We start from the raw sequence: 17,614 nt of genomic DNA on the forward strand, positions 1-17,614 counted from the left end.
CTGTGGATAACCATGTTATCCACAGGTGACTCAAACAAGACCCCCGGCGGATGAAAGTCTGTCGGGGGTTTTGTTTTGCTGAGCGGCGAATTGGCTCAAGTACGATATGAGTAGTGCCGAAAATGTGGGTAACTCTTGGAGAAAGCGCTACCTATGGACACCATGAACGACACCTGCCAGTTGGGCGCCAGCGTGCTGGTCGACGCGGCCGGGTTGAGCCTGCCGGACAGCAGGGCTGTGGATATGTCTCTGCGGGCCAGCGTGGTCTTTGCGCTCAGGGTCTACAACTCGCAGATTCTCGAGGGACAGTTGCGCTCGCATATCGCGATGGCGCTGACGGCGCAGACCGTGGGCCAGATGCGCAGGATCATTGCGGCGGCTGATCGACTGCTGCACCGATGAAGCCGATGCAGATGTTATCCACAAGCGGTCAGCAAAATGATGGGCGATGCCATGGAGCTGCGCCGCGACTGCATCGAGGCCGCTGCGCTGGCGGTGTCGAATCTGATGTGTGATCAGCAAGTTGCTGACCTGTATGGCAAATGGCTTACACGAACTGGCGGCTTTTGTTGCTGTTGCGCCCCGCTACCGATCACTAATCTACAAGCATCCACCAAGCGAAAGGACGCGCTCGGAATCAGGGATGATTGACCAGTGCCAGGAGGCAGCCGACAGGAAGTCGGATGGTCAGGAAAGAACCCGCTTCGGCGGGTTTTTTGTTGCCTGGAAAAAGATGCGGGCACCCCAACCGGCGCGAGATCGCCCACCTGCCGACCTGCGCCATCGCTGATCAGAGGCACTCGATACGATTGCGACCGCTTTCCTTGGCCCGGTAAAGCGCCTTGTCGCTGCGCGAAAGAGCCGTATCGACGCTGGCATCGCTCGCCGTCATGATGGCGATGCCGATACTGATGGTCAGGGCGATGCGTTGCTCGCCCTCGGGCAGCGGGGTTGCTGCCAGCCGTTGCTGCACCCGCCGGGCAAAGGCTATCGCTTCCGGAATGCCCGCACCGCTCAGGACCACGGCGAACTCCTCGCCACCGACCCGGCCGGCCATGTCGGTCTTGCGCAGCTGCCCGCGCAGGATGCTCGCAACATGCTTGAGCGCCAGGTCGCCAAGCGCATGCCCCCACTGGTCGTTGATCGCCTTGAAGTGGTCCATGTCGCACATCAGCACGGCCGCGCAGCCGCCAGCGCTGCGCCGGATTCGCGCCAGTTCTGCCTCGATGTGCGTCATGAAATGGCGCCGGTTGGGCAGCTGGGTGAGGAAGTCGATAGTCGCGAATTCCTGCAGTTCGGCTTCGATGCGCTTGCGGTCGGTCACATCGGTGATGAAGCCGTGCCACAGCGTGCTGCCGTCCTCCAGCCGCCGTGGCCGCGCCGCGCCCTGGCGCCAGCGCAGGCCCTGTCTGGGCAGCTGGACGCGGTATTCGAGATCCCACGGCGTCAGGCTGGCTGCGGAGGTGTCGAGCGAAGCACGATAGGCAGCGCGGTCATCCGGATGGATGATGGCATCGATCGCCGCTTCGCTGCTGGCAACCTGTTCCGGGCTGACCTCGTAGATATCCCAGATACCCGCGCTCGCATAGGAAAAGAACGACTCTCCCTGCGGCAGGCGCCGGTATTGGAAGACCAGGCCCGGAACCTCGTCGGTCAGACTGGTGATCAGGTCGACCGACTGCTGCAGTCTTTCCGACATCGCGTGCATGGTCGAGATGTCGGTGGTCGTGCCGATCATGCGCAGTGGCTTGCCTGCGCTGTCGCGGCTGACCACCTTGCCGCGGCTGGAGATCCATTTGTAGCTGCCGTCCTGGCAGCGGATACGGTGTTCCACATCGTAGCTGGCGGTCTTGCAGTCAAAGTGCGCCTGCATGCTGGCCAGGACGTAGGCAAGGTCATCCGGATGGATGCGCTGGTAGCTGTCTTCGATCCGATTGGAAACTTGGTCATCGGCATAGCCCAGGATCGATTTCCAGCCCGCGGAGTAGTGAATCTCCTGCGTCTGCAGATTGCGGTCCCAGATCCCGGTAGCACTGCCCGCGATGGCCAGCGCCATTCTTCCTTCGCTGGCGCGCAGGGCGTCGGCCTCCTCCTGCAACCGGGCCGCCGCGCTGTCGCTCTCGACGGCCATGGCTGCCAGGCGGGCCAGATCGCGGAGGAATTCGCGCTGTTCGTCATCCAGTTCGCCGGGCTTGTCATCGAACAGACAGAATGTGCCGAGCGTGCTGCCGCTCGAGGCGATCAATGGGCCGCGGGCATAGAAGCGCAGGCACGGATTGTCGATGACCAGCGGATGGTCGCGCAGGCGTTCGTCGGCGCGGGCATCGGCCACCACGGCAATCCCCTCGTCGGCGAAGGTCGGTCCGCAAGAGGATAGATCGAGCAGCGCTGCGCCGAAGGTCTCCCCGGCGCACGCCAGCAGGGACGACCGGCCGTCGTCGATCCGCATGATCAGCGCCGTGGTGACGCCGAAGTGGCGTCTGGCGAGGCGCGCGAGGGCGGCGAAGCGCGCGTCCACCACGTCTTGAGGGCGCCAGCTGGCGAGCGGCGGGCTTGCATCGTCAGGAGTCAGCATATCCAGTTCGCTCGACGGTGGCCGGGGTAGCGTGCAGGTAGTCTATAACGACAGTCTCTAGTCTAGACGGGCGGATCTACGCCCGGTGTCGCGAAGATACGCAGTGGACGGCGTGTCGGCCGGTGCCGTGGACAACATACCGCGTCCCACCGTTGCCAGGTTGTTCTCCGCGTCTCCGCCCGCTGGCCGAGATGTATCCACTCCCCTCTCCCAGCAGCACCCGCAGATCCAGCCGGCCGTCCCGCAGCGGCGGACCCCCGTAGTTGCTGCCGTCCGCCGCCGGACGCGCTGCTCAGGGGGCGACAGCTTCGCCGCAGTGTACCGCCAGCCACACCGTCGGCTCCTCGGTGGCGGTGGCCTCGACGCGGTGGCGCATGCCGCGCGGAATCAGCAGGTGGTCGCCGGGGGCGAGGCGGATGGCGTCGGCCTGCGGCTCCAGGCGCAACACGGCGCTGCCGCTGAGCAGCAGCACCCATTCGTCCCAGTCCTGGTCGTACCAGAAGTCCGGCGGGCTGCTCTGACCGTGGGAGACGATGCGCTCCACCCGGCAGCCGGGGCGGCGGAGCAGGTCGTCGAAGCGCTCGCCATGGCGGGCGTCGGGCAGGGGCTGGAACAGGTTGGCAGTCGGCATGGGGGACTCGGCAATCACTCGTGCGTAACAGGAGGCGCAGTGTGTACCCGTTCGCGCTCATCCAGCCAATCGGCAATCCGGCTGGCGACCCAGGGGCCGTCGTCCAGCGGCAGATCGTGGCCGCTGCGCGGATGTTGCTCCAGTGGCAGGTGCCAGCGGCGGGCCAGGTCGCTTGAACAGTGCGGGTCGACCAGTGCGTCGGCCCGTCCGCTGAGCAGCAGCATGGGCACCGCCGGCGGCTGCGCCGGGGCGCGGAAGCGCGCGGCGGCGGCCAGCTGACGCAGGGCGTTGCGCGGCGACACGGGGTGTTGCTGGCGCAGGGCGACCCAGTGGTCCAGCGTGGTAGGGGGTGCCGTGCGACTGGTCAGGCGCAGGATGGCGGCCTCGCGGGCGCGGGGATCGCGACGGGCCAGCACGCCGAGCAGGGGCGGGTAGCTGGACGGTCGCAGGCGCCGGTAGAACGGACTGACGCCGCGCAGGCTGGTGTTGATCAGCACGCAGCCGGCCACCTCCGCGGGATGGGCGCCGGCCCAGGCCACTGCCACCATGGCGCCCAGCGACATGGCCAGCAGGTGGCAGGGGCCGGCGATGCCCTGCGCCTGCAGCTGAGTGCGGCAGGCCTGCACCATGTCCTCGATGCGTGTCGGGCTGGTCTGCCGGTGCAGCGCGCCGTTGCCCGGCAGGTCGATGGCGAGGATGCGTGCGGCCGGCAGGTGGGCGGCCAGCTGGCGGGGAAAGTCGCCCCAGTGGCCGCACTCGCGGGTCAGGCCGCGCAGCAGTATCCAGGTGGCCGTGCTCATTCCCAGGCGTACCAGCGGTGCAGGGCCATCTGCCGATGGCGCTCGCGCTCGCTGCCGGTCGGCTGCCAGCCGCGGTGGCCGCCGGCGGCGCGGGTGACGAAGTCCAGCCACTCGACCTGGCGGCGCAGCACGCGGGCCTCGCGGTGCGCCAGCAGCGGGTTGAACAGGCCCTGCAGCGAGAGCAGCTGGCGCGGGTTCTTCTTCACCCACAGCCAGGAGCCCATTTCCAGGGTCAGCGGCAGCAGGACCCGCGCCGGGTCGCTGCAGGCGCGTTGGTAGAGGTGGTCCCAGAGGTCGCCGTGGGTGAGGTACTGGCGGCTCTGCGGCTCGAACACGTAGGGATGGTGGCGCTGGCTCTGGTCGAGGATCTCGCACAGCGCGTGCATCTCCGCCAGGTGGGCGATGGGGGTGCGGCTGTGCGCGTAGGGAAACCAGATGCGGTCGCTGAGGCCGAAGCCGGAGTGGCAGTCGACCGCGATGCTGAAGCGATGGCTGAGCAGTTCCTCCTCGACCACCTGGCACAGCGCCTGGCTCTCCGCCTGCATCGGTGCGCTGCGCGGGCCGCGGTACCAGGGCAGGCGCGCGCTGAGGCGCTGGCCGCCGAGCAGGAACGGCACCCGCTCGTCCGCTTCCACCGGGGCGTTGCGCATCAGGTCGACGCCCTGCGGGTTGGCGCGGGTGCCGTGCCACAGGCCGCCGGGGTTGACCACCGGCATGAACACCATGCGCAGGCGCTCGAGCTGCTGCTGCAGGCTGGTGTCCCAGCGCAGGCGCATCAGCACGCTGTGCAGGAAGGCCAGCACCACGGCGGAGCCGATACGCTCCAGGCCGTGCACGCCACCGAAGAAGCCGACCGCGGGAGCCGTGGGCTCGGGGTTGCCGAGGCTGATGGCGTACACCGGCAGGCTGCGCGCGCCGACGTCGACCTGGCACAGCACACGGGTTTCCAGACTGCCGCCGAGCTTGTCGAGCAGGCGTTCCAGTTCGAGCAGCTCGATGGGCTCGCGATGGTCCATGCAACCTCCGCCGGGCTGGCGCCGGCGCGCGGTGGTTCGTTACGCCTGAAGGATAGTTCAGCGCGCTGACACCGCGGTTACCAGGCGAGCTGGAGGCCGCTGACGAATTCGCGCTCGACGCCGCTCAGCGGGTCGCGAAAGCGCAGCTGCTGGGCCAGCAGCTTGAGCGGGCGGGAGTAGTCGTCCGCGGCATCGGCAGGCAGCGGCTGCGGGTAGAAGGGGTCGTTGCAGATCGCTGCGCCGAGGGCGGCCAGGTGTACGCGCAGCTGGTGCTGCTTGCCGGTGACCGGATACAGCGCGTAGCGCCACAGCTCGCCGTGGCGCTCGCGCACCTCGATGCGGGTGTCGCTGTTCGGCGTGCCGGGGGCTTCCTGCATGCGGAAGAACGGCTCGCCGCGTACCAGGCGGGTGGTGCGTTGCAGCGGGAACTGCAGCTGCGGCAGCGCCGGGGCGATGGCCTCGTAGCGTTTGTCAATCTGCCGCTCGCGGAACAGCGCGTGGTAGTGGTCGCGGCTGGCCGGGTTGGTGGAGAACAGCACCAGGCCGGCGGTATGGCGGTCGATGCGGTGCAGCGGCACCAGCTGCGGATTACCCAGGCGGCGGGTCAGGCGCGCCAGCAGGGTTTCCTCGACATAGGCGCCGGAGGGGATCACCGGCAGGAAGTGCGGCTTGTCCACCACCAGCAGGTGCTCGTCGTGGTGCAGCACGGTTTCGACGAAGGGGATCGCGGCCTCGTTGGGCACTTCGCGGAAATAGTGGATGCGCAGGCCGACCCGGTACGGATGCTCGGCGCCGATCGGCGCGCCCGCGGCGTCCAGCACGCGGCCGCGCTGCATGCGCGCCAGCCAGGTGGCGCGGTCGATGGCCGGGAAGTGCGCGCTCAGGCAGTCCAGGACCGTGCGCCACTCGCCCTGGGGCAGATGCAGGGTGCTCGGGCGCATGGCGGGGGTGGCGGTGGGCGGGGCGGACATGGCGACTCTCGGGCTGGTGGGCAGCAGGTGGGCATTAGGCCGCAGTGGCTGGACCGTCGTCAAAAAACGGCGGTTAACCGCTGGCGAATTTTCCCCTGGCCCGACCAGCGGTAGGATGCTGGCACCATGCTACGCTCACAACAGGATAAGAAAAGCAGCGAGGGAGCACTGCCATGCGCATCGGCGTACCCAAGGAAATCAAGAACCACGAATACCGTGTCGGCCTGACCCCGCAGTCGGTGATCGAGCTGCGCGCGCTCGGCCACCAGCTGTGGGTGGAGACCCAGGCGGGCGCGGCCATCGGCTTCAGCGATGCCGACTACGAGAAGGCCGGGGCACAGATTGCCAGTGACGCCGAGCAGGTGTTCGCCGAGGCGCAGCTGATCGTCAAGGTCAAGGAGCCGCTGGCCTCGGAGCGGGTGCGTCTGCATCCGGGGCATACGCTGTTCACCTACCTGCACCTGGCGCCTGACCGGCCGCAGACCGACGAGCTGCTGGCCAGCGGCGCCACCTGCATCGCCTACGAGACGGTCACCGATGCCCGCGGTCGCCTGCCGCTGCTGGCGCCGATGTCGGAGGTGGCCGGGCGCATGTCGATCCAGGTCGGCGCCAGCTGTCTGGAGAAGGCCCGGGGCGGCCGCGGCGTGCTGCTCGGCGGCGTGCCGGGAGTGGCGCCGGGCAAGGTGGTGATCCTCGGCGGCGGCGTGGTCGGCAGCCATGCCGCGGCCATGGCGATCGGCCTCGGCGCCGAGGTGACCATCCTCGACAGGAACATGGATGCCCTGCGCCGCCTGGATGCCCAGTACGGCAACCGCATCGCCACCCGCTACTCGACCCGCGCGGCCCTCAGCGAGCTGGTGCTGGCGGCCGACCTGGTGATCGGCAGCGTGCTGATTCCCGGCGCGGCGGCGCCCAAGCTGATCACCGCCGGCATGGTCCGGCAGATGAAGTCCGGCGCGGTGCTGGTCGACGTGGCCATCGACCAGGGCGGCTGCGCCGAGACCTCGCGGCCGACCTCGCACAGCCATCCGACCTACGTGGTCGACGAGGTGGTGCACTACTGCGTGACCAACATGCCCGGCGGCGTGGCGCGCACCGCCACCCTGGCGCTGAACAACGCCACCCTGCCCTTCGTCATCGCCCTGGCCGAGAAAGGCGTGCGCCGGGCGCTGGAGGAGGACGTGCACCTGCGCAACGGTCTCAATGTGGCCGCCGGCGCCCTCACCAACGCCGGCGTGGCGGCGGCGCACCGCCTGCCCTACACCCCGGCCGAGGAAGTGCTGGCGCGGCTGTAGGCCTCGTCGTGTTCCACGTGGAACAGGGCGGCTACTCGCCTGCCGCTTCGCCGCCGGCCTTCTTCAGCCGGTAGGCCAGCGCCGGCCGGGTCAGGCCGAGCAGGCGCGCGGCGCGCGAGACGTTGTGCTTGCTGCGCTGCATCGCTTCGCGGATCAGCGTGGCTTCCACCTCGTCGAGGCTGATGCCGCCGGCGAGGATCTGCTCCAGCCAGTGGCTGGCGGTTTCCGCTTGCCGCGGCACCAGTTCGCCGGCGCTGGACAGGCGCACGCCACTGTTCTGCCCCTCCAGCATCAGGCCGGGAAACAGGGCCTCGACGCTGATGCTCTCGTTGCTGTCGGCGAGGATCACCCCGCGCTCGATGACGTTCTCCAGCTCGCGGATGTTGCCCGGCCAGGCGTACTGCAGGCAGGCCTCCAGCGCGCGGTCGGACAGACCGAGGGTCTTCTTGCCGTACTCGGCGTGGAACTTCTTCAGGAAGTGCTCGGCCAGCAGCGGGATGTCCTCCTGGCGCGAGCGCAGTGGCGGGATCTGCACCGGGAACACGTTGAGGCGGTAGAACAGGTCGGCGCGGAAGCGCCCGGCCTGCACCGCCTGGGCCAGATCCTCGTTGGTGGCGGCGATCACCCGCACGTCGATCTTGCGCGTGCGGTCGCCGCCGACCCGCTCCAGTTCGCCTTCCTGCAGCACGCGCAGCAGGGTGGCCTGGGCGCGCGGGGTCAGCTCGATGACTTCGTCGAGGAAGATGGTGCCGCCGTGGGCGCGCTCGAAGCGCCCGGCGCGCGACTGGGTGGCGCCGGTGTAGGCGCCCTTCTCCACCCCGAACAGCTCCGCCTCGATCAGGTCCGGCGGGATCGCCGCACAGTTCACCGCGACGAACGGCTGCTCGGCCCGCGCGCTGCGCAGGTGCACGCTGCGCGCGATCACTTCCTTGCCCACCCCGGTTTCGCCGAGCAGCAGTACCGAGACCTTGCCGTGCGCGGCCTTGTCGATGGTCTGGCAGATGCGCTGGTAGGCCGGCGACTGGCCGACGCCGTAGTACTGGCCGTCCTGGGTCTGCAGGCGGCTGCGCAGGGTGGCGACCTGTGACTGCAGCTCGTAGAGCTCCTCGATCACCGGGTCGCTCTTGAAGTAGGTCTTGAACTGGTCGGTGTCGTCCCACTCCTCGGCGGTCTTGCCGATCACCCGGCACTTGTCGTCGCCGCGGCCGCGGCAGCTGACCTCCTTGTAGATGATCTCGCGGCCCATGAAGGCCGAGGAGTAGCTGCAGGCATAGCCGAGCAGGGTCCAGCACGCCGGCTGGTCCATCAGGCCCAGCTCGGTCTGGCAGATTTCCACCTCGAAGGAGTCGAGCCACTCCATCTCGGCGTAGAAGCGGCCGTGCTCGATGTCGATGTCCACCTCGATCGGCCGCGAGCGCAGCATGCCCTTGAGCATGTGCAGCTGCGGGCCGGCGAGGAAGATGTCCAGTTCGCTGCTGCCGGGGCGCAGCTTGCGCGCCAGCTCGGCGTCCTTGAGGCCGGACTGGTAACCCAGGCGCAGGAAGAATCCCTTGGCACGCTCGACGCCGAGCAGGTCGACCATCTCGCGGCGGAAGTTGGCCAGGGCCGAGAGCGGCATCAGCAGCATGCGCTGCTCGCCCAGCCAGATCTTGCCTTCCTGGCTGACAAAGCGGATCTGGTTGCTCAGGTCCTGAATGTCCGGGTATTGCAGTTGCGGCTTGTACTTGATGGCCATCGGAACAATCCCCTGGTTGTTGTTGTGTCGGGGGCTGCCGGACTCCCCGGCGCAGGCGGGCGCGGGGAAGCGGCGAGCAGGTCGGTGCGGCGGGCGAGAGGCCTGATTCGCGGCGCAGACAGCTGCATGGAAGCGGGTTTGCAGAAAAAATTCAACCAAATGATAAAAAAATCCGCCAGTTGAGGTTTTGGAGCATTGCCCAAAACCCATCTGGATTGACGATTTGCTGATCAAACGTTCCGGCATCCGGCGATATCTTGATCAAATGGTGAAAACCGCCTGCCCCGAAACGCCTGTCCATGCGACGCCAAGCCGCATCGGTCGCTTACGGGCGCGCCGTGAAAATTAAAAAACATATATAAATCAATGAGTTGAGATTTTTTGACGGGGTGCCGGGCAACCTTGGCACAACCGTTGCTCTAGTGTTCCGTGCAAGCAGAGCTGCCTGAAGGCGTCCTCCGACGGAGTACGCGAAGCGATCAGCCTGCTGCCGCCAACCGCACACAAAAACAACACGGTACGGTCGACATGAGCATTCAACCCAAGATCCATGCGCTGGGGTCAATCCGCCAGCCCTCCCCCTGCGGCACCCGCGTACGGCGTCGTGCCCGCATGCAGGAAATCGCGGCCCTCACCCTCGTCATTGCCTTCGGCGCGATGGGCAACCTGCGGCCCAGTCTGATTTCCCCCCTGGCCACCGGCGTCGACCCCGACGGCTCGGCAAGCGCGCCTGCCGCGCTGCCCAAGCGCAACTGAGGTGACCCATGGACCAATCCTTCCGCATTACCGAAACCCATAGCGGTACCAGCTTCAGCTGCAGCGCCGAGCAGACGGTGCTGGCCGCCATGGAACAGCAGCAGCAGCGCTGCGTACCGGTCGGTTGCCGCGGTGGCGGCTGCGGCCAGTGCAAGGTGCAGGTGCTCAGCGGCGAATACGACTGCGGGCGCATGAGCAGCCGCCACGTCGATGCCGCTGCGCAGGCCAGCGGCCAGGCCCTCGCCTGTCGGCTGTTTCCGCGCAGCGACCTGGCCATCGAGCGCCTGGTGGCGGCGGGAGCGGCGCGCTAGCCAGCGTGCCCCCGGTGTATAGCTTCACAACTAACCACGCTGGACCCGACAAAAAATACAAAGGGGTATCGAAATGAAAAAAGGTGTAATGCGCCCTGGGCACATCCAGCTGCGTGTCCTGGACATGGCCAAGGCCCTCGAGCACTACGTCGAGCTGCTCGGTCTGATCGAGGTCGATCGCGACGAGCGTGGCCGCGTCTACCTGAAGGGCTGGACCGAGGTCGACAAGTTCTCCGTGGTGCTGCGCGAGGCCGACGAGGCCGGCATGGACTTCATGGCCTTCAAGGTGCTCGACGAAGCCACCCTCGGCCGCCTGACCGAGGAGCTGGTGGCTTTCGGCTGCATGGTGGAGAGCATCCCCGCCGGCGAACTCAAGGGCTGCGGCCGCCGCATCCGTTTCAGCGCGCCGACCGGCCACCGTTTCGAGCTGTTCGCCGAGAAGGAGCAGACCGGCAAGTGGGGCATTGCCGAGATCAACCCGGAAGCCTGGCCGCGCGGCCTCAAGGGCATGCGGGCGACCCGCTTCGACCACGCCCTGCTCTACGGCGACAACCTGCCGGACACCCTGCGCCTGTTCACCGAGGTGCTCGGCTTCGATCTCGCCGAGCAGGTGGTCGATCCGCACGGCAACCGCGTCGCCCAGTTCCTCACCTGCAGCATGAAGGCCCACGACGTGGCGTTCATCCAGCACGGCGAGCCGGGCAAGCTGCACCACGCCTCGTTCTTCCTCGAGACCTGGGACGACGTGCTGCGCGCTGCCGACCTGATCAGCATGACCAACACCTCGATCGACATCGGCCCGACCCGCCACGGCCTGACCCACGGCAAGACCATCTACTTCTTCGACCCCTCCGGCAACCGCAACGAAGTGTTCTGCGGCGGCGACTACCACTACCCGGACCACCCGCCGGTGACCTGGACCGCCGCCGAACTGGGCAAGGCGATCTTCTACCACGACCGCGAGCTCAACGAACGCTTCCTGACCGTTTTGACCTGATTGCCCCTGCCTAACGAGACTGCGTACATGAAAGAGATCAAGCATTTCATCAACGGCGAATACGTCGGTTCGGCCAGCGGCAAGCTGTTCGACAACGTCAACCCGTCCAACGGCCAGGTGATCGCCAAGATCCACGAGGCCGGCGAGGCCGAGGTCGACGCCGCGGTCAAGGCCGCCCGCGCCGCGCTGAAGGGCCCGTGGGGCAAGATGACCGTCGCCGAGCGCACCGAGATCCTCCATCGCGTCGCCGCCGGCATCACCGCACGCTTCGACGAGTTCCTCGAGGCCGAGTGCCTGGACACCGGCAAGCCGAAGTCGCTGGCCAGCCACATCGACATTCCGCGCGGCGCGGCCAACTTCTCGGTGTTCGCCGACCTGGTGAAGAACGTGCCCACCGAGGCCTTCGAGATGGCCACCCCGGACGGCACCGGCGCGCTCAACTACGGCGTGCGCCGCCCCAAGGGCGTGATCGGCGTGATCAGCCCGTGGAACCTGCCGTTGCTGCTGATGACCTGGAAGGTCGGTCCGGCGCTGGCCTGCGGCAACACCGTGGTGGTCAAGCCTTCGGAAGAGACTCCGACCACTACCGCCCTGCTCGGTGAAGTGATGAATGCCGCCGGCGTGCCGGCTGGCGTGTACAACGTGGTGCACGGCTTCGGCGGCAACTCGGCCGGCGCCTTCCTCACCGCTCATCCGGACGTCGACGCCATCACCTTCACCGGCGAGACCGGCACTGGCGAAACCATCATGCGTGCCGCCGCCAAGGGCGTGCGCCAGGTGTCCCTGGAGCTGGGTGGCAAGAACGCCGGCATCGTGTTCGCCGACTGCGACATGGACAAGGCCATCGAGGGCACCCTGCGCTCGGCCTTCGCCAACTGCGGCCAGGTCTGCCTGGGCACCGAGCGCGTCTACGTGCAGCGGCCGATCTTCGACGAGTTCGTCGCCCGCCTGAAGGCCGGCGCCGAGGCACTGAAGATCGGCGAGCCCAACGATCCGAGCGCCAACTTCGGTTCGCTGGTCAGCCACAAGCACCGCGAGAAGGTCCTCTCCTACTACCAGAAGGCCAAGGACGAAGGCGCCACCATCGTCACCGGCGGCGGCGTGCCGGACATGCCGGCGCACCTGGCCGGCGGCGCCTGGGTACAGCCGACCATCTGGACCGGCCTGCCGGACGACTCCGCGGTGGTCACCGAGGAAATCTTCGGCCCGTGCTGCCACATCCGTCCGTTCGACACCGAGGAAGAAGCCATCGAGCTGGCCAACAGCCTGCCCTACGGCCTGGCCTCGGCGATCTGGACCGAGAACAGCTCGCGCGCCCACCGCGTCGCCGGGCAGATCGAGGCCGGCATCGTCTGGGTCAACAGCTGGTTCCTGCGCGACCTGCGCACCGCCTTCGGCGGCGCCAAGCAGTCGGGCATCGGCCGCGAAGGCGGGGTGCACTCGCTGGAGTTCTACACCGAGCTGAAGAACATTTGCGTGAAGCTGTGAGGCGAGCATGAATCAAGCCGTACAAAGCCCGGAAATCGGCCGCGAGATCGTCGCCGCCGGCTACCGCACCAACCTGCATGAGCAGGGCGAAGGTTTCCCGGTCCTGCTGATCCACGGCTCCGGTCCCGGCGTCACCGCCTGGGCCAACTGGCGCGGGATCATCCCGCAGCTGGCGCAGCACCGCCGGGTGATCGCCCCGGACATGCTCGGCTTCGGCTACAGCGAGCGACCGGCCGATGCGCAGTACAGCCAGCAGCGCTGGGTCGAGCATGCCATCGGCGTGCTCGACGCCCTCGGCATCGCCCAGGCCGACATCGTCGGCAACTCGTTCGGCGGCGGTCTGGCGCTGGCCCTGGCCATCCGCCACCCCGAGCGCGTGCGCCGGCTGGTGCTGATGGGCAGCGTCGGCGTGTCCTTCCCGATCACCAAGGGTCTGGACACCGCCTGGGGCTACACGCCGTCGCTGGCCAACATGCGCCAGCTGCTCGACCTGTTCGCCTACGACCGCAACCTGGTCAACGACGAGCTGGCCGAGCTGCGCTACCAGGCCAGCATCCGCCCGGGCTTCCAGGAGTCGTTCGCCGCCATGTTCCCGCCGCCGCGCCAGAACGGCGTCGACGACCTGGCCAGCCAGGAGGCCGACATCCGCGCCCTGCCCCACGAGGCGCTGGTCATCCACGGCCGCGAGGACCAGATCATCCCGCTCGAGGCCTCGCTGACCCTCGCCCAGTGGCTGCCGCGCAGCCAGCTGCACGTCTTCGGCCAGTGCGGCCACTGGACCCAGATCGAACACGCCGGCCGTTTCGCCCGCCTGGTCGAGGACTTCCTCGCCGAGGCCGACGCCGCCACCCAACAGGAAAAATGCGCATGAACCAAGAACTGATCAAACAGCTCGGCGACGAGCTCTACCAGGCCATGCTGAGCCGCGAAACCGTGGCGCCGCTGACCAGCCGCTACGACCTGTCGATCGACGACGCCTACCAGATCTCCCTGCGCATGCTCGAGCGCCGCCTGGCGGCCGGCGAGCGGATCATCGGCAAGAAGATCGGCCTGACCAGCAAGGCCGTGCAGACCATGCTCGGCGTCAACCAGCCGGACTTCGGCTACCTGACCGACGCCATGGTGTTCAGCAGCGGCGCAGTGATGCCGATCAGCGACCGCCTGATCCAGCCCAAGGCCGAGGGCGAGATCGCCTTCATCCTCAAGAAGGACCTGATGGGCCCCGGCATCACCAATGCCGACGTGCTGGCCGCCACCGAGTGCGTGATCCCCTGCTTCGAGGTGGTCGACTCGCGCATCCAGGACTGGAAGATCAAGATCCAGGATACCGTCGCCGACAACGCCTCCTGCGGGCTGTTCATCCTCGGCGACCAGGCCGTCTCGCCGCGTCAGGTCGACCTGGTCACCTGCGGCATGGTGGTGGAGAAGAACGGCCAGCAGATCAGCACCGGCGCCGGCGCCGCCGCGCTGGGCTCGCCGGTCAACTGCGTGGCCTGGCTGGCCAACACCCTCGGCCATTTCGGCATCGGCCTGAAGGCCGGCGAAGTGATCCTCTCCGGTTCCCTGGTGCCGCTGGAGCCGGTCAAGGCCGGCGACTTCATGCGCGTCGACATCGGCGGCATCGGCAGCGCCAGCGTGCGCTTCGTCTGACCAGAACAATAAAGGGAACAATCCCATGAGCAAGAAACTGAAAGCGGCGATCATCGGCCCAGGCAACATCGGTACCGACCTGGTGATGAAGATGCTGCGCTCCGACTGGATCGAGCCGGTATGGATGGTCGGCATCGACCCCGAGTCCGACGGCCTCAAGCGTGCCCGCGAGTTCGGCCTGAAGACCACCAGCGAGGGCGTCGACGGCCTGCTGCCGCACGTCATCGCCGACGACATCCGCGTCGCCTTCGATGCCACCTCGGCCTACGCCCACGCCGAGAACAGCCGCAAGCTCAACGAGCTGGGCGTGCTGATGATCGACCTGACCCCGGCCGCCATCGGCCCGTTCTGCGTGCCGCCGGTGAACCTCAAGGAGCACGTCGGCAAGCTGGAGATGAACGTCAACATGGTCACCTGCGGCGGCCAGGCGACCATCCCGATGGTCGCCGCGGTGTCGCGCGTGCAGCCGGTGGCCTACGGCGAGATCGTCGCCACCGTGTCGTCCCGTTCGGTCGGCCCGGGCACCCGCAAGAACATCGACGAGTTCACCCGCACCACCGCCGGCGCCATCGAGAAGGTCGGCGGCGCCAAGGAAGGCAAGGCGATCATCGTCATCAACCCGGCCGAGCCGCCGCTGATGATGCGCGACACCATCCACTGCCTGACCGAGAGCGAGCCGGACCGCGACGCCATCACCGCGTCGGTGCACGCCATGCTCGCCGAAGTGCAGAAGTACGTGCCTGGCTACCGTCTGAAGAACGGCCCGGTGTTCGACGGCAACCGCGTGTCGATCTTCATGGAGGTCGAGGGCCTGGGCGACTACCTGCCCAAGTACGCCGGCAACCTGGACATCATGACCGCCGCCGGTCTGCGCACCGCTGAGATGTTCGCCGAGGAAATCGCCGCCGGCACCATTCAACTGCCGCGCCGCGCCGCTGCCCTGGCCTGAGGAGAAGCCCGATGAATCTGCAAGGCAAGCAAGTCACCCTGCACGACATGAGCCTGCGCGACGGCATGCACGCCAAGCGCCACCAGATCAGCCTCGAGCAGATGGTCGCCGTGGCCAAGGGCCTGGACGCCGCTGGCATGCCGCTGATCGAGATCACCCACGGCGACGGCCTCGGCGGTCGCTCGATCAACTACGGCTTCCCGGCGCACAGCGACGAGGAATACCTCAGCACGGTGATCCCGCAGCTCAAGCAGGCCAAGGTCTCCGCCCTGCTGCTGCCGGGCATCGGCACGGTCGACCACCTGAAGATGGCGGTGGACTGCGGCGTGTCGACCATCCGCGTCGCCACCCACTGCACCGAGGCCGACGTCTCCGAGCAGCACATCGGCATGGCCGCCAAGATGGGCGTCGACACCGTCGGCTTCCTGATGATGGCGCACATGACCAGCCCCGAGAAGATCCTCGAGCAGGCCCGCCTGATGGAAAGCTACGGCGCCAACTGCATCTACTGCACCGACTCGGCCGGTTACATGCTGCCCGATGAAGTCAGCCAGAAGATCGGCCTGCTGCGCGCCGAACTGAACTCGGCCACCCAGGTCGGCTTCCACGGCCACCACAACATGGGCATGGCCATCGCCAACTCGCTGGCCGCCATCGAGGCCGGTGCAGTGCGTATCGACGGCTCGGTAGCGGGCCTCGGCGCCGGTGCCGGCAACACCCCGCTGGAAGTGCTCTGCGCCGTGCTCAAGCGCATGGGCGCCGAGACCGGCATCGACCTGTACAAGATCATGGACGTCGCCGAGGACTTGGTGGTGCCGCTGATGGACCAGCCGATCCGCGTCGACCGCGATGCCCTGACCCTGGGCTACGCCGGCGTGTACAGCTCGTTCCTGCTGTTCGCCCAGCGCGCCGAGAAGAAGTACGGCGTGCCGGCCCGTGACATCCTCGTAGAGCTTGGCCGCCGCGGTACCGTCGGTGGCCAGGAAGACATGATCGAAGACCTGGCCCTCGATATGGCCAAGGCCCGTCAGAACCTGAAGGTGACTGCATGAAACGTACCCTGACCCGCGAACAGGTGCTGGCCCTGGCCGAGCACGTCGAAGGCGCCGAGCTGAACGTCCACGACATCCCGAAGATCACCAACGACTACCCGGAGATGACCTTCGCCGACGCCTACGACATCCAGTGGGAAATCCGTCGCCGCAAGGAAGCCCGCGGCAACAAGACCGTCGGCCTGAAGATGGGCCTGACCTCTTGGGCGAAGATGGCGCAGATGGGCGTGGAGACGCCGATCTACGGCTTCCTGTCCGACTACTTCAGCGTGCCGGACGGCGGCGTGATCGACTGCTCCAAGCTGGTCCACCCGAAGATCGAGGCGGAAATCTCTGTGGTCACCAAGGCACCGCTGCGCGGCCCGGGCTGCCACATCGGCGACGTGATCGCCGCGGTCGACTACGTGATCCCCACCGTGGAAGTGATCGACTCGCGCTACGAGAACTTCAAGTTCGACCTGATCAGCGTGGTGGCCGACAACGCCTCCTCGACCCGCTACATCACCGGCGGCCAGATGGCCAATCTCGAGGACGTCGACCTGCGCACCCTCGGCGTGGTGATGGAGAAGAACGGCGAAGTGGTGGAAGTCGGTGCCGGCGCCGCGGTGCTCGGCCATCCGCTGTCCAGCGTGGCCATGCTGGCCAACCTGCTGGCCGAGCGCGGCGAGCACATTCCGGCGGGTACCTTCATCATGACCGGCGGCATCACCGCCGCCGTGGCGGTGGAGCCGGGCGACAACGTCACCGTGCGCTACCAGGGCCTGGGCAGCGTCTCCGCACGCTTCGTCTGAGTCACCTGCCCCGGCCGCTGGCCGGGGCCTTCTTTGCGAGGAACCGTGACATGCCGATTGCCCATGTCCAGATCATGGAAGGCCGCAGCGACGAGCAGAAGGAAGCGATGATCCGCGAGGTCAGCGAGGCGCTGGCGCGCACCCTCGACTCCCCACTCGACCGCGTGCGGGTGCTGATCACCGAGCTGCCCAAGAGCCACTGGGGTATCGGCGGCACACCGGCGAGCAAGCTCGGTCGGTGAGCTGACCGCTCCACCGTCGCAAGACCACAAAGCCCGGCGATGCCGGGCTTTCGTGTTTCTGGGGCAGGAGTGTTCCACGTGGAACAGCGTGGCTAGAAGTAGCGCAGCACCAGATAGGCGATGGCGGCGATGCAGGCGAGGATGCCCGGCACCGCGATCAGGGCGATCGTGCGCTGGCGCTGCAGGGCCAGCTTCTGCAGGCCGATGGACTCGTCGACCTTGTCCCGGGAACGGGCGACCTGCTCTTCCGCCAGAGTACGCTGGGCGCTGAGCTGGGCGAGGATCGCCTGCTGGCCATCGCGGATCTCGCGCAGCACGTTGAGGGATTCGTGGCGATACTGCTCGTCGGTCATGC

At 67.4% G+C, this 17,614-nt stretch carries 20 protein-coding genes; 13 read left to right on the top strand and 7 right to left on the bottom strand.

The genetic code is table 11. The features are described from left to right. Positions 1-153 precede the first annotated feature (153 nt). Positions 154-402 carry a hypothetical protein gene (locus tag KRX52_RS06235; protein WP_217680521.1) on the top strand — a complete coding sequence of 83 codons (249 nt, stop codon included), beginning with the start codon at positions 154-156 and terminating at the stop codon, positions 400-402. 109 nt (positions 403-511) lie between these two features. Beyond that, positions 512-790 (top strand): hypothetical protein, encoded by a 279-nt coding sequence (locus KRX52_RS06240; protein WP_217680523.1) that lies wholly within the window; start codon positions 512-514, stop codon positions 788-790. Here the strand turns inward: KRX52_RS06240 and KRX52_RS06245 are convergent, their stop codons facing one another. The 5 genes from KRX52_RS06245 to KRX52_RS06265 form a co-directional block, all read right to left on the bottom strand. Continuing rightward, positions 791-2,575: a sensor domain-containing diguanylate cyclase gene (locus tag KRX52_RS06245; protein WP_217680531.1), complete on the bottom strand. Its 1,785-nt coding sequence runs from the start codon at positions 2,573-2,575 to the stop codon at positions 791-793. Between the two features lie 292 nt (positions 2,576-2,867). After that, on the bottom strand, positions 2,868-3,206 hold the full coding sequence (locus KRX52_RS06250) for a cupin domain-containing protein (protein ID WP_217680533.1): 339 nt from the start codon (positions 3,204-3,206) through the stop codon (positions 2,868-2,870). Positions 3,207-3,220: 14 nt separating this feature from the next. Continuing rightward, positions 3,221-4,006 carry an alpha/beta fold hydrolase gene (locus KRX52_RS06255; protein WP_217680535.1) on the bottom strand — a complete coding sequence of 262 codons (786 nt, stop codon included), beginning with the start codon at positions 4,004-4,006 and terminating at the stop codon, positions 3,221-3,223. Continuing rightward, positions 4,003-5,022: a M14 family zinc carboxypeptidase gene (locus KRX52_RS06260; protein WP_217680537.1), complete on the bottom strand. Its 1,020-nt coding sequence runs from the start codon at positions 5,020-5,022 to the stop codon at positions 4,003-4,005. The genes KRX52_RS06255 and KRX52_RS06260 overlap by 4 nt, the downstream gene beginning before the upstream one ends. A 77-nt stretch (positions 5,023-5,099) precedes the next feature. Continuing rightward, positions 5,100-5,993, bottom strand: coding sequence for a pseudouridine synthase (locus tag KRX52_RS06265; RefSeq protein WP_217680539.1), 894 nt, complete (start codon positions 5,991-5,993; stop codon positions 5,100-5,102). A 173-nt stretch (positions 5,994-6,166) separates the two neighbouring features. On the opposite strand from KRX52_RS06265, the gene ald reads away from it, so the two are divergent. After that, on the top strand, positions 6,167-7,288 hold the full coding sequence (gene ald / locus KRX52_RS06270; protein ID WP_217680547.1) for an alanine dehydrogenase: 1,122 nt from the start codon (positions 6,167-6,169) through the stop codon (positions 7,286-7,288). A 31-nt stretch (positions 7,289-7,319) separates the two neighbouring features. On the opposite strand, the gene KRX52_RS06275 is transcribed toward ald, so the two are convergent. Beyond that, positions 7,320-9,023 (bottom strand): sigma-54-dependent Fis family transcriptional regulator, encoded by a 1,704-nt coding sequence (locus tag KRX52_RS06275; RefSeq protein WP_217680549.1) that lies wholly within the window; start codon positions 9,021-9,023, stop codon positions 7,320-7,322. A 528-nt stretch (positions 9,024-9,551) separates the two neighbouring features. Here KRX52_RS06275 and KRX52_RS06280 point away from each other — a divergent pair. The 10 genes from KRX52_RS06280 to KRX52_RS06325 all read left to right on the top strand — a co-directional run bounded on the left by KRX52_RS06280 (position 9,552) and on the right by KRX52_RS06325 (position 17,259). Continuing rightward, on the top strand, positions 9,552-9,779 hold the full coding sequence (locus KRX52_RS06280; protein ID WP_217680551.1) for a hypothetical protein: 228 nt from the start codon (positions 9,552-9,554) through the stop codon (positions 9,777-9,779). Positions 9,780-9,787: 8 nt separating this feature from the next. Further along, positions 9,788-10,090: a 2Fe-2S iron-sulfur cluster binding domain-containing protein gene (locus KRX52_RS06285; RefSeq protein ID WP_217680553.1), complete on the top strand. Its 303-nt coding sequence runs from the start codon at positions 9,788-9,790 to the stop codon at positions 10,088-10,090. Positions 10,091-10,163: 73 nt separating this feature from the next. Further along, entirely contained in the window at positions 10,164-11,087 is a 924-nt protein-coding gene (locus KRX52_RS06290; RefSeq protein ID WP_217680561.1) for a catechol 2,3-dioxygenase, read from the top strand. Between the two features lie 27 nt (positions 11,088-11,114). Next, on the top strand, positions 11,115-12,575 hold the full coding sequence (locus KRX52_RS06295; RefSeq protein ID WP_217680563.1) for a 2-hydroxymuconic semialdehyde dehydrogenase: 1,461 nt from the start codon (positions 11,115-11,117) through the stop codon (positions 12,573-12,575). A 7-nt stretch (positions 12,576-12,582) separates the two neighbouring features. Next, the gene (locus KRX52_RS06300) at positions 12,583-13,446 is read left to right on the top strand and encodes an alpha/beta fold hydrolase (protein ID WP_217680565.1); all 864 of its coding nucleotides are present in this window, start codon (positions 12,583-12,585) and stop codon (positions 13,444-13,446) included. After that, on the top strand, positions 13,443-14,225 hold the full coding sequence (dmpE, locus tag KRX52_RS06305; RefSeq protein WP_217680573.1) for a 2-oxopent-4-enoate hydratase: 783 nt from the start codon (positions 13,443-13,445) through the stop codon (positions 14,223-14,225). The genes KRX52_RS06300 and dmpE overlap by 4 nt, the downstream gene beginning before the upstream one ends. A gap of 25 nt (positions 14,226-14,250) precedes the next feature. After that, positions 14,251-15,174 carry an acetaldehyde dehydrogenase (acetylating) gene (locus KRX52_RS06310; RefSeq protein ID WP_217680575.1) on the top strand — a complete coding sequence of 308 codons (924 nt, stop codon included), beginning with the start codon at positions 14,251-14,253 and terminating at the stop codon, positions 15,172-15,174. Between the two features lie 11 nt (positions 15,175-15,185). Beyond that, positions 15,186-16,226, top strand: coding sequence for a 4-hydroxy-2-oxovalerate aldolase (dmpG, locus tag KRX52_RS06315; protein ID WP_217680577.1), 1,041 nt, complete (start codon positions 15,186-15,188; stop codon positions 16,224-16,226). Beyond that, positions 16,223-17,017 (top strand): 2-oxo-3-hexenedioate decarboxylase, encoded by a 795-nt coding sequence (dmpH, locus tag KRX52_RS06320; RefSeq protein WP_217680578.1) that lies wholly within the window; start codon positions 16,223-16,225, stop codon positions 17,015-17,017. The genes dmpG and dmpH overlap by 4 nt, the downstream gene beginning before the upstream one ends. Positions 17,018-17,034: 17 nt before the next feature. Further along, positions 17,035-17,259: a 4-oxalocrotonate tautomerase gene (locus tag KRX52_RS06325; RefSeq protein ID WP_302850347.1), complete on the top strand. Its 225-nt coding sequence runs from the start codon at positions 17,035-17,037 to the stop codon at positions 17,257-17,259. A 92-nt stretch (positions 17,260-17,351) separates the two neighbouring features. Here the strand turns inward: KRX52_RS06325 and KRX52_RS06330 are convergent, their stop codons facing one another. Then, positions 17,352-17,612, bottom strand: coding sequence for a hypothetical protein (locus KRX52_RS06330; protein WP_217680582.1), 261 nt, complete (start codon positions 17,610-17,612; stop codon positions 17,352-17,354). Positions 17,613-17,614: the final 2 nt, after the last annotated feature.

The sequence above is a fragment of the Geopseudomonas aromaticivorans genome (assembly GCF_019097855.1).
Classification (GTDB): domain Bacteria; phylum Pseudomonadota; class Gammaproteobacteria; order Pseudomonadales; family Pseudomonadaceae; genus Geopseudomonas; species Geopseudomonas aromaticivorans.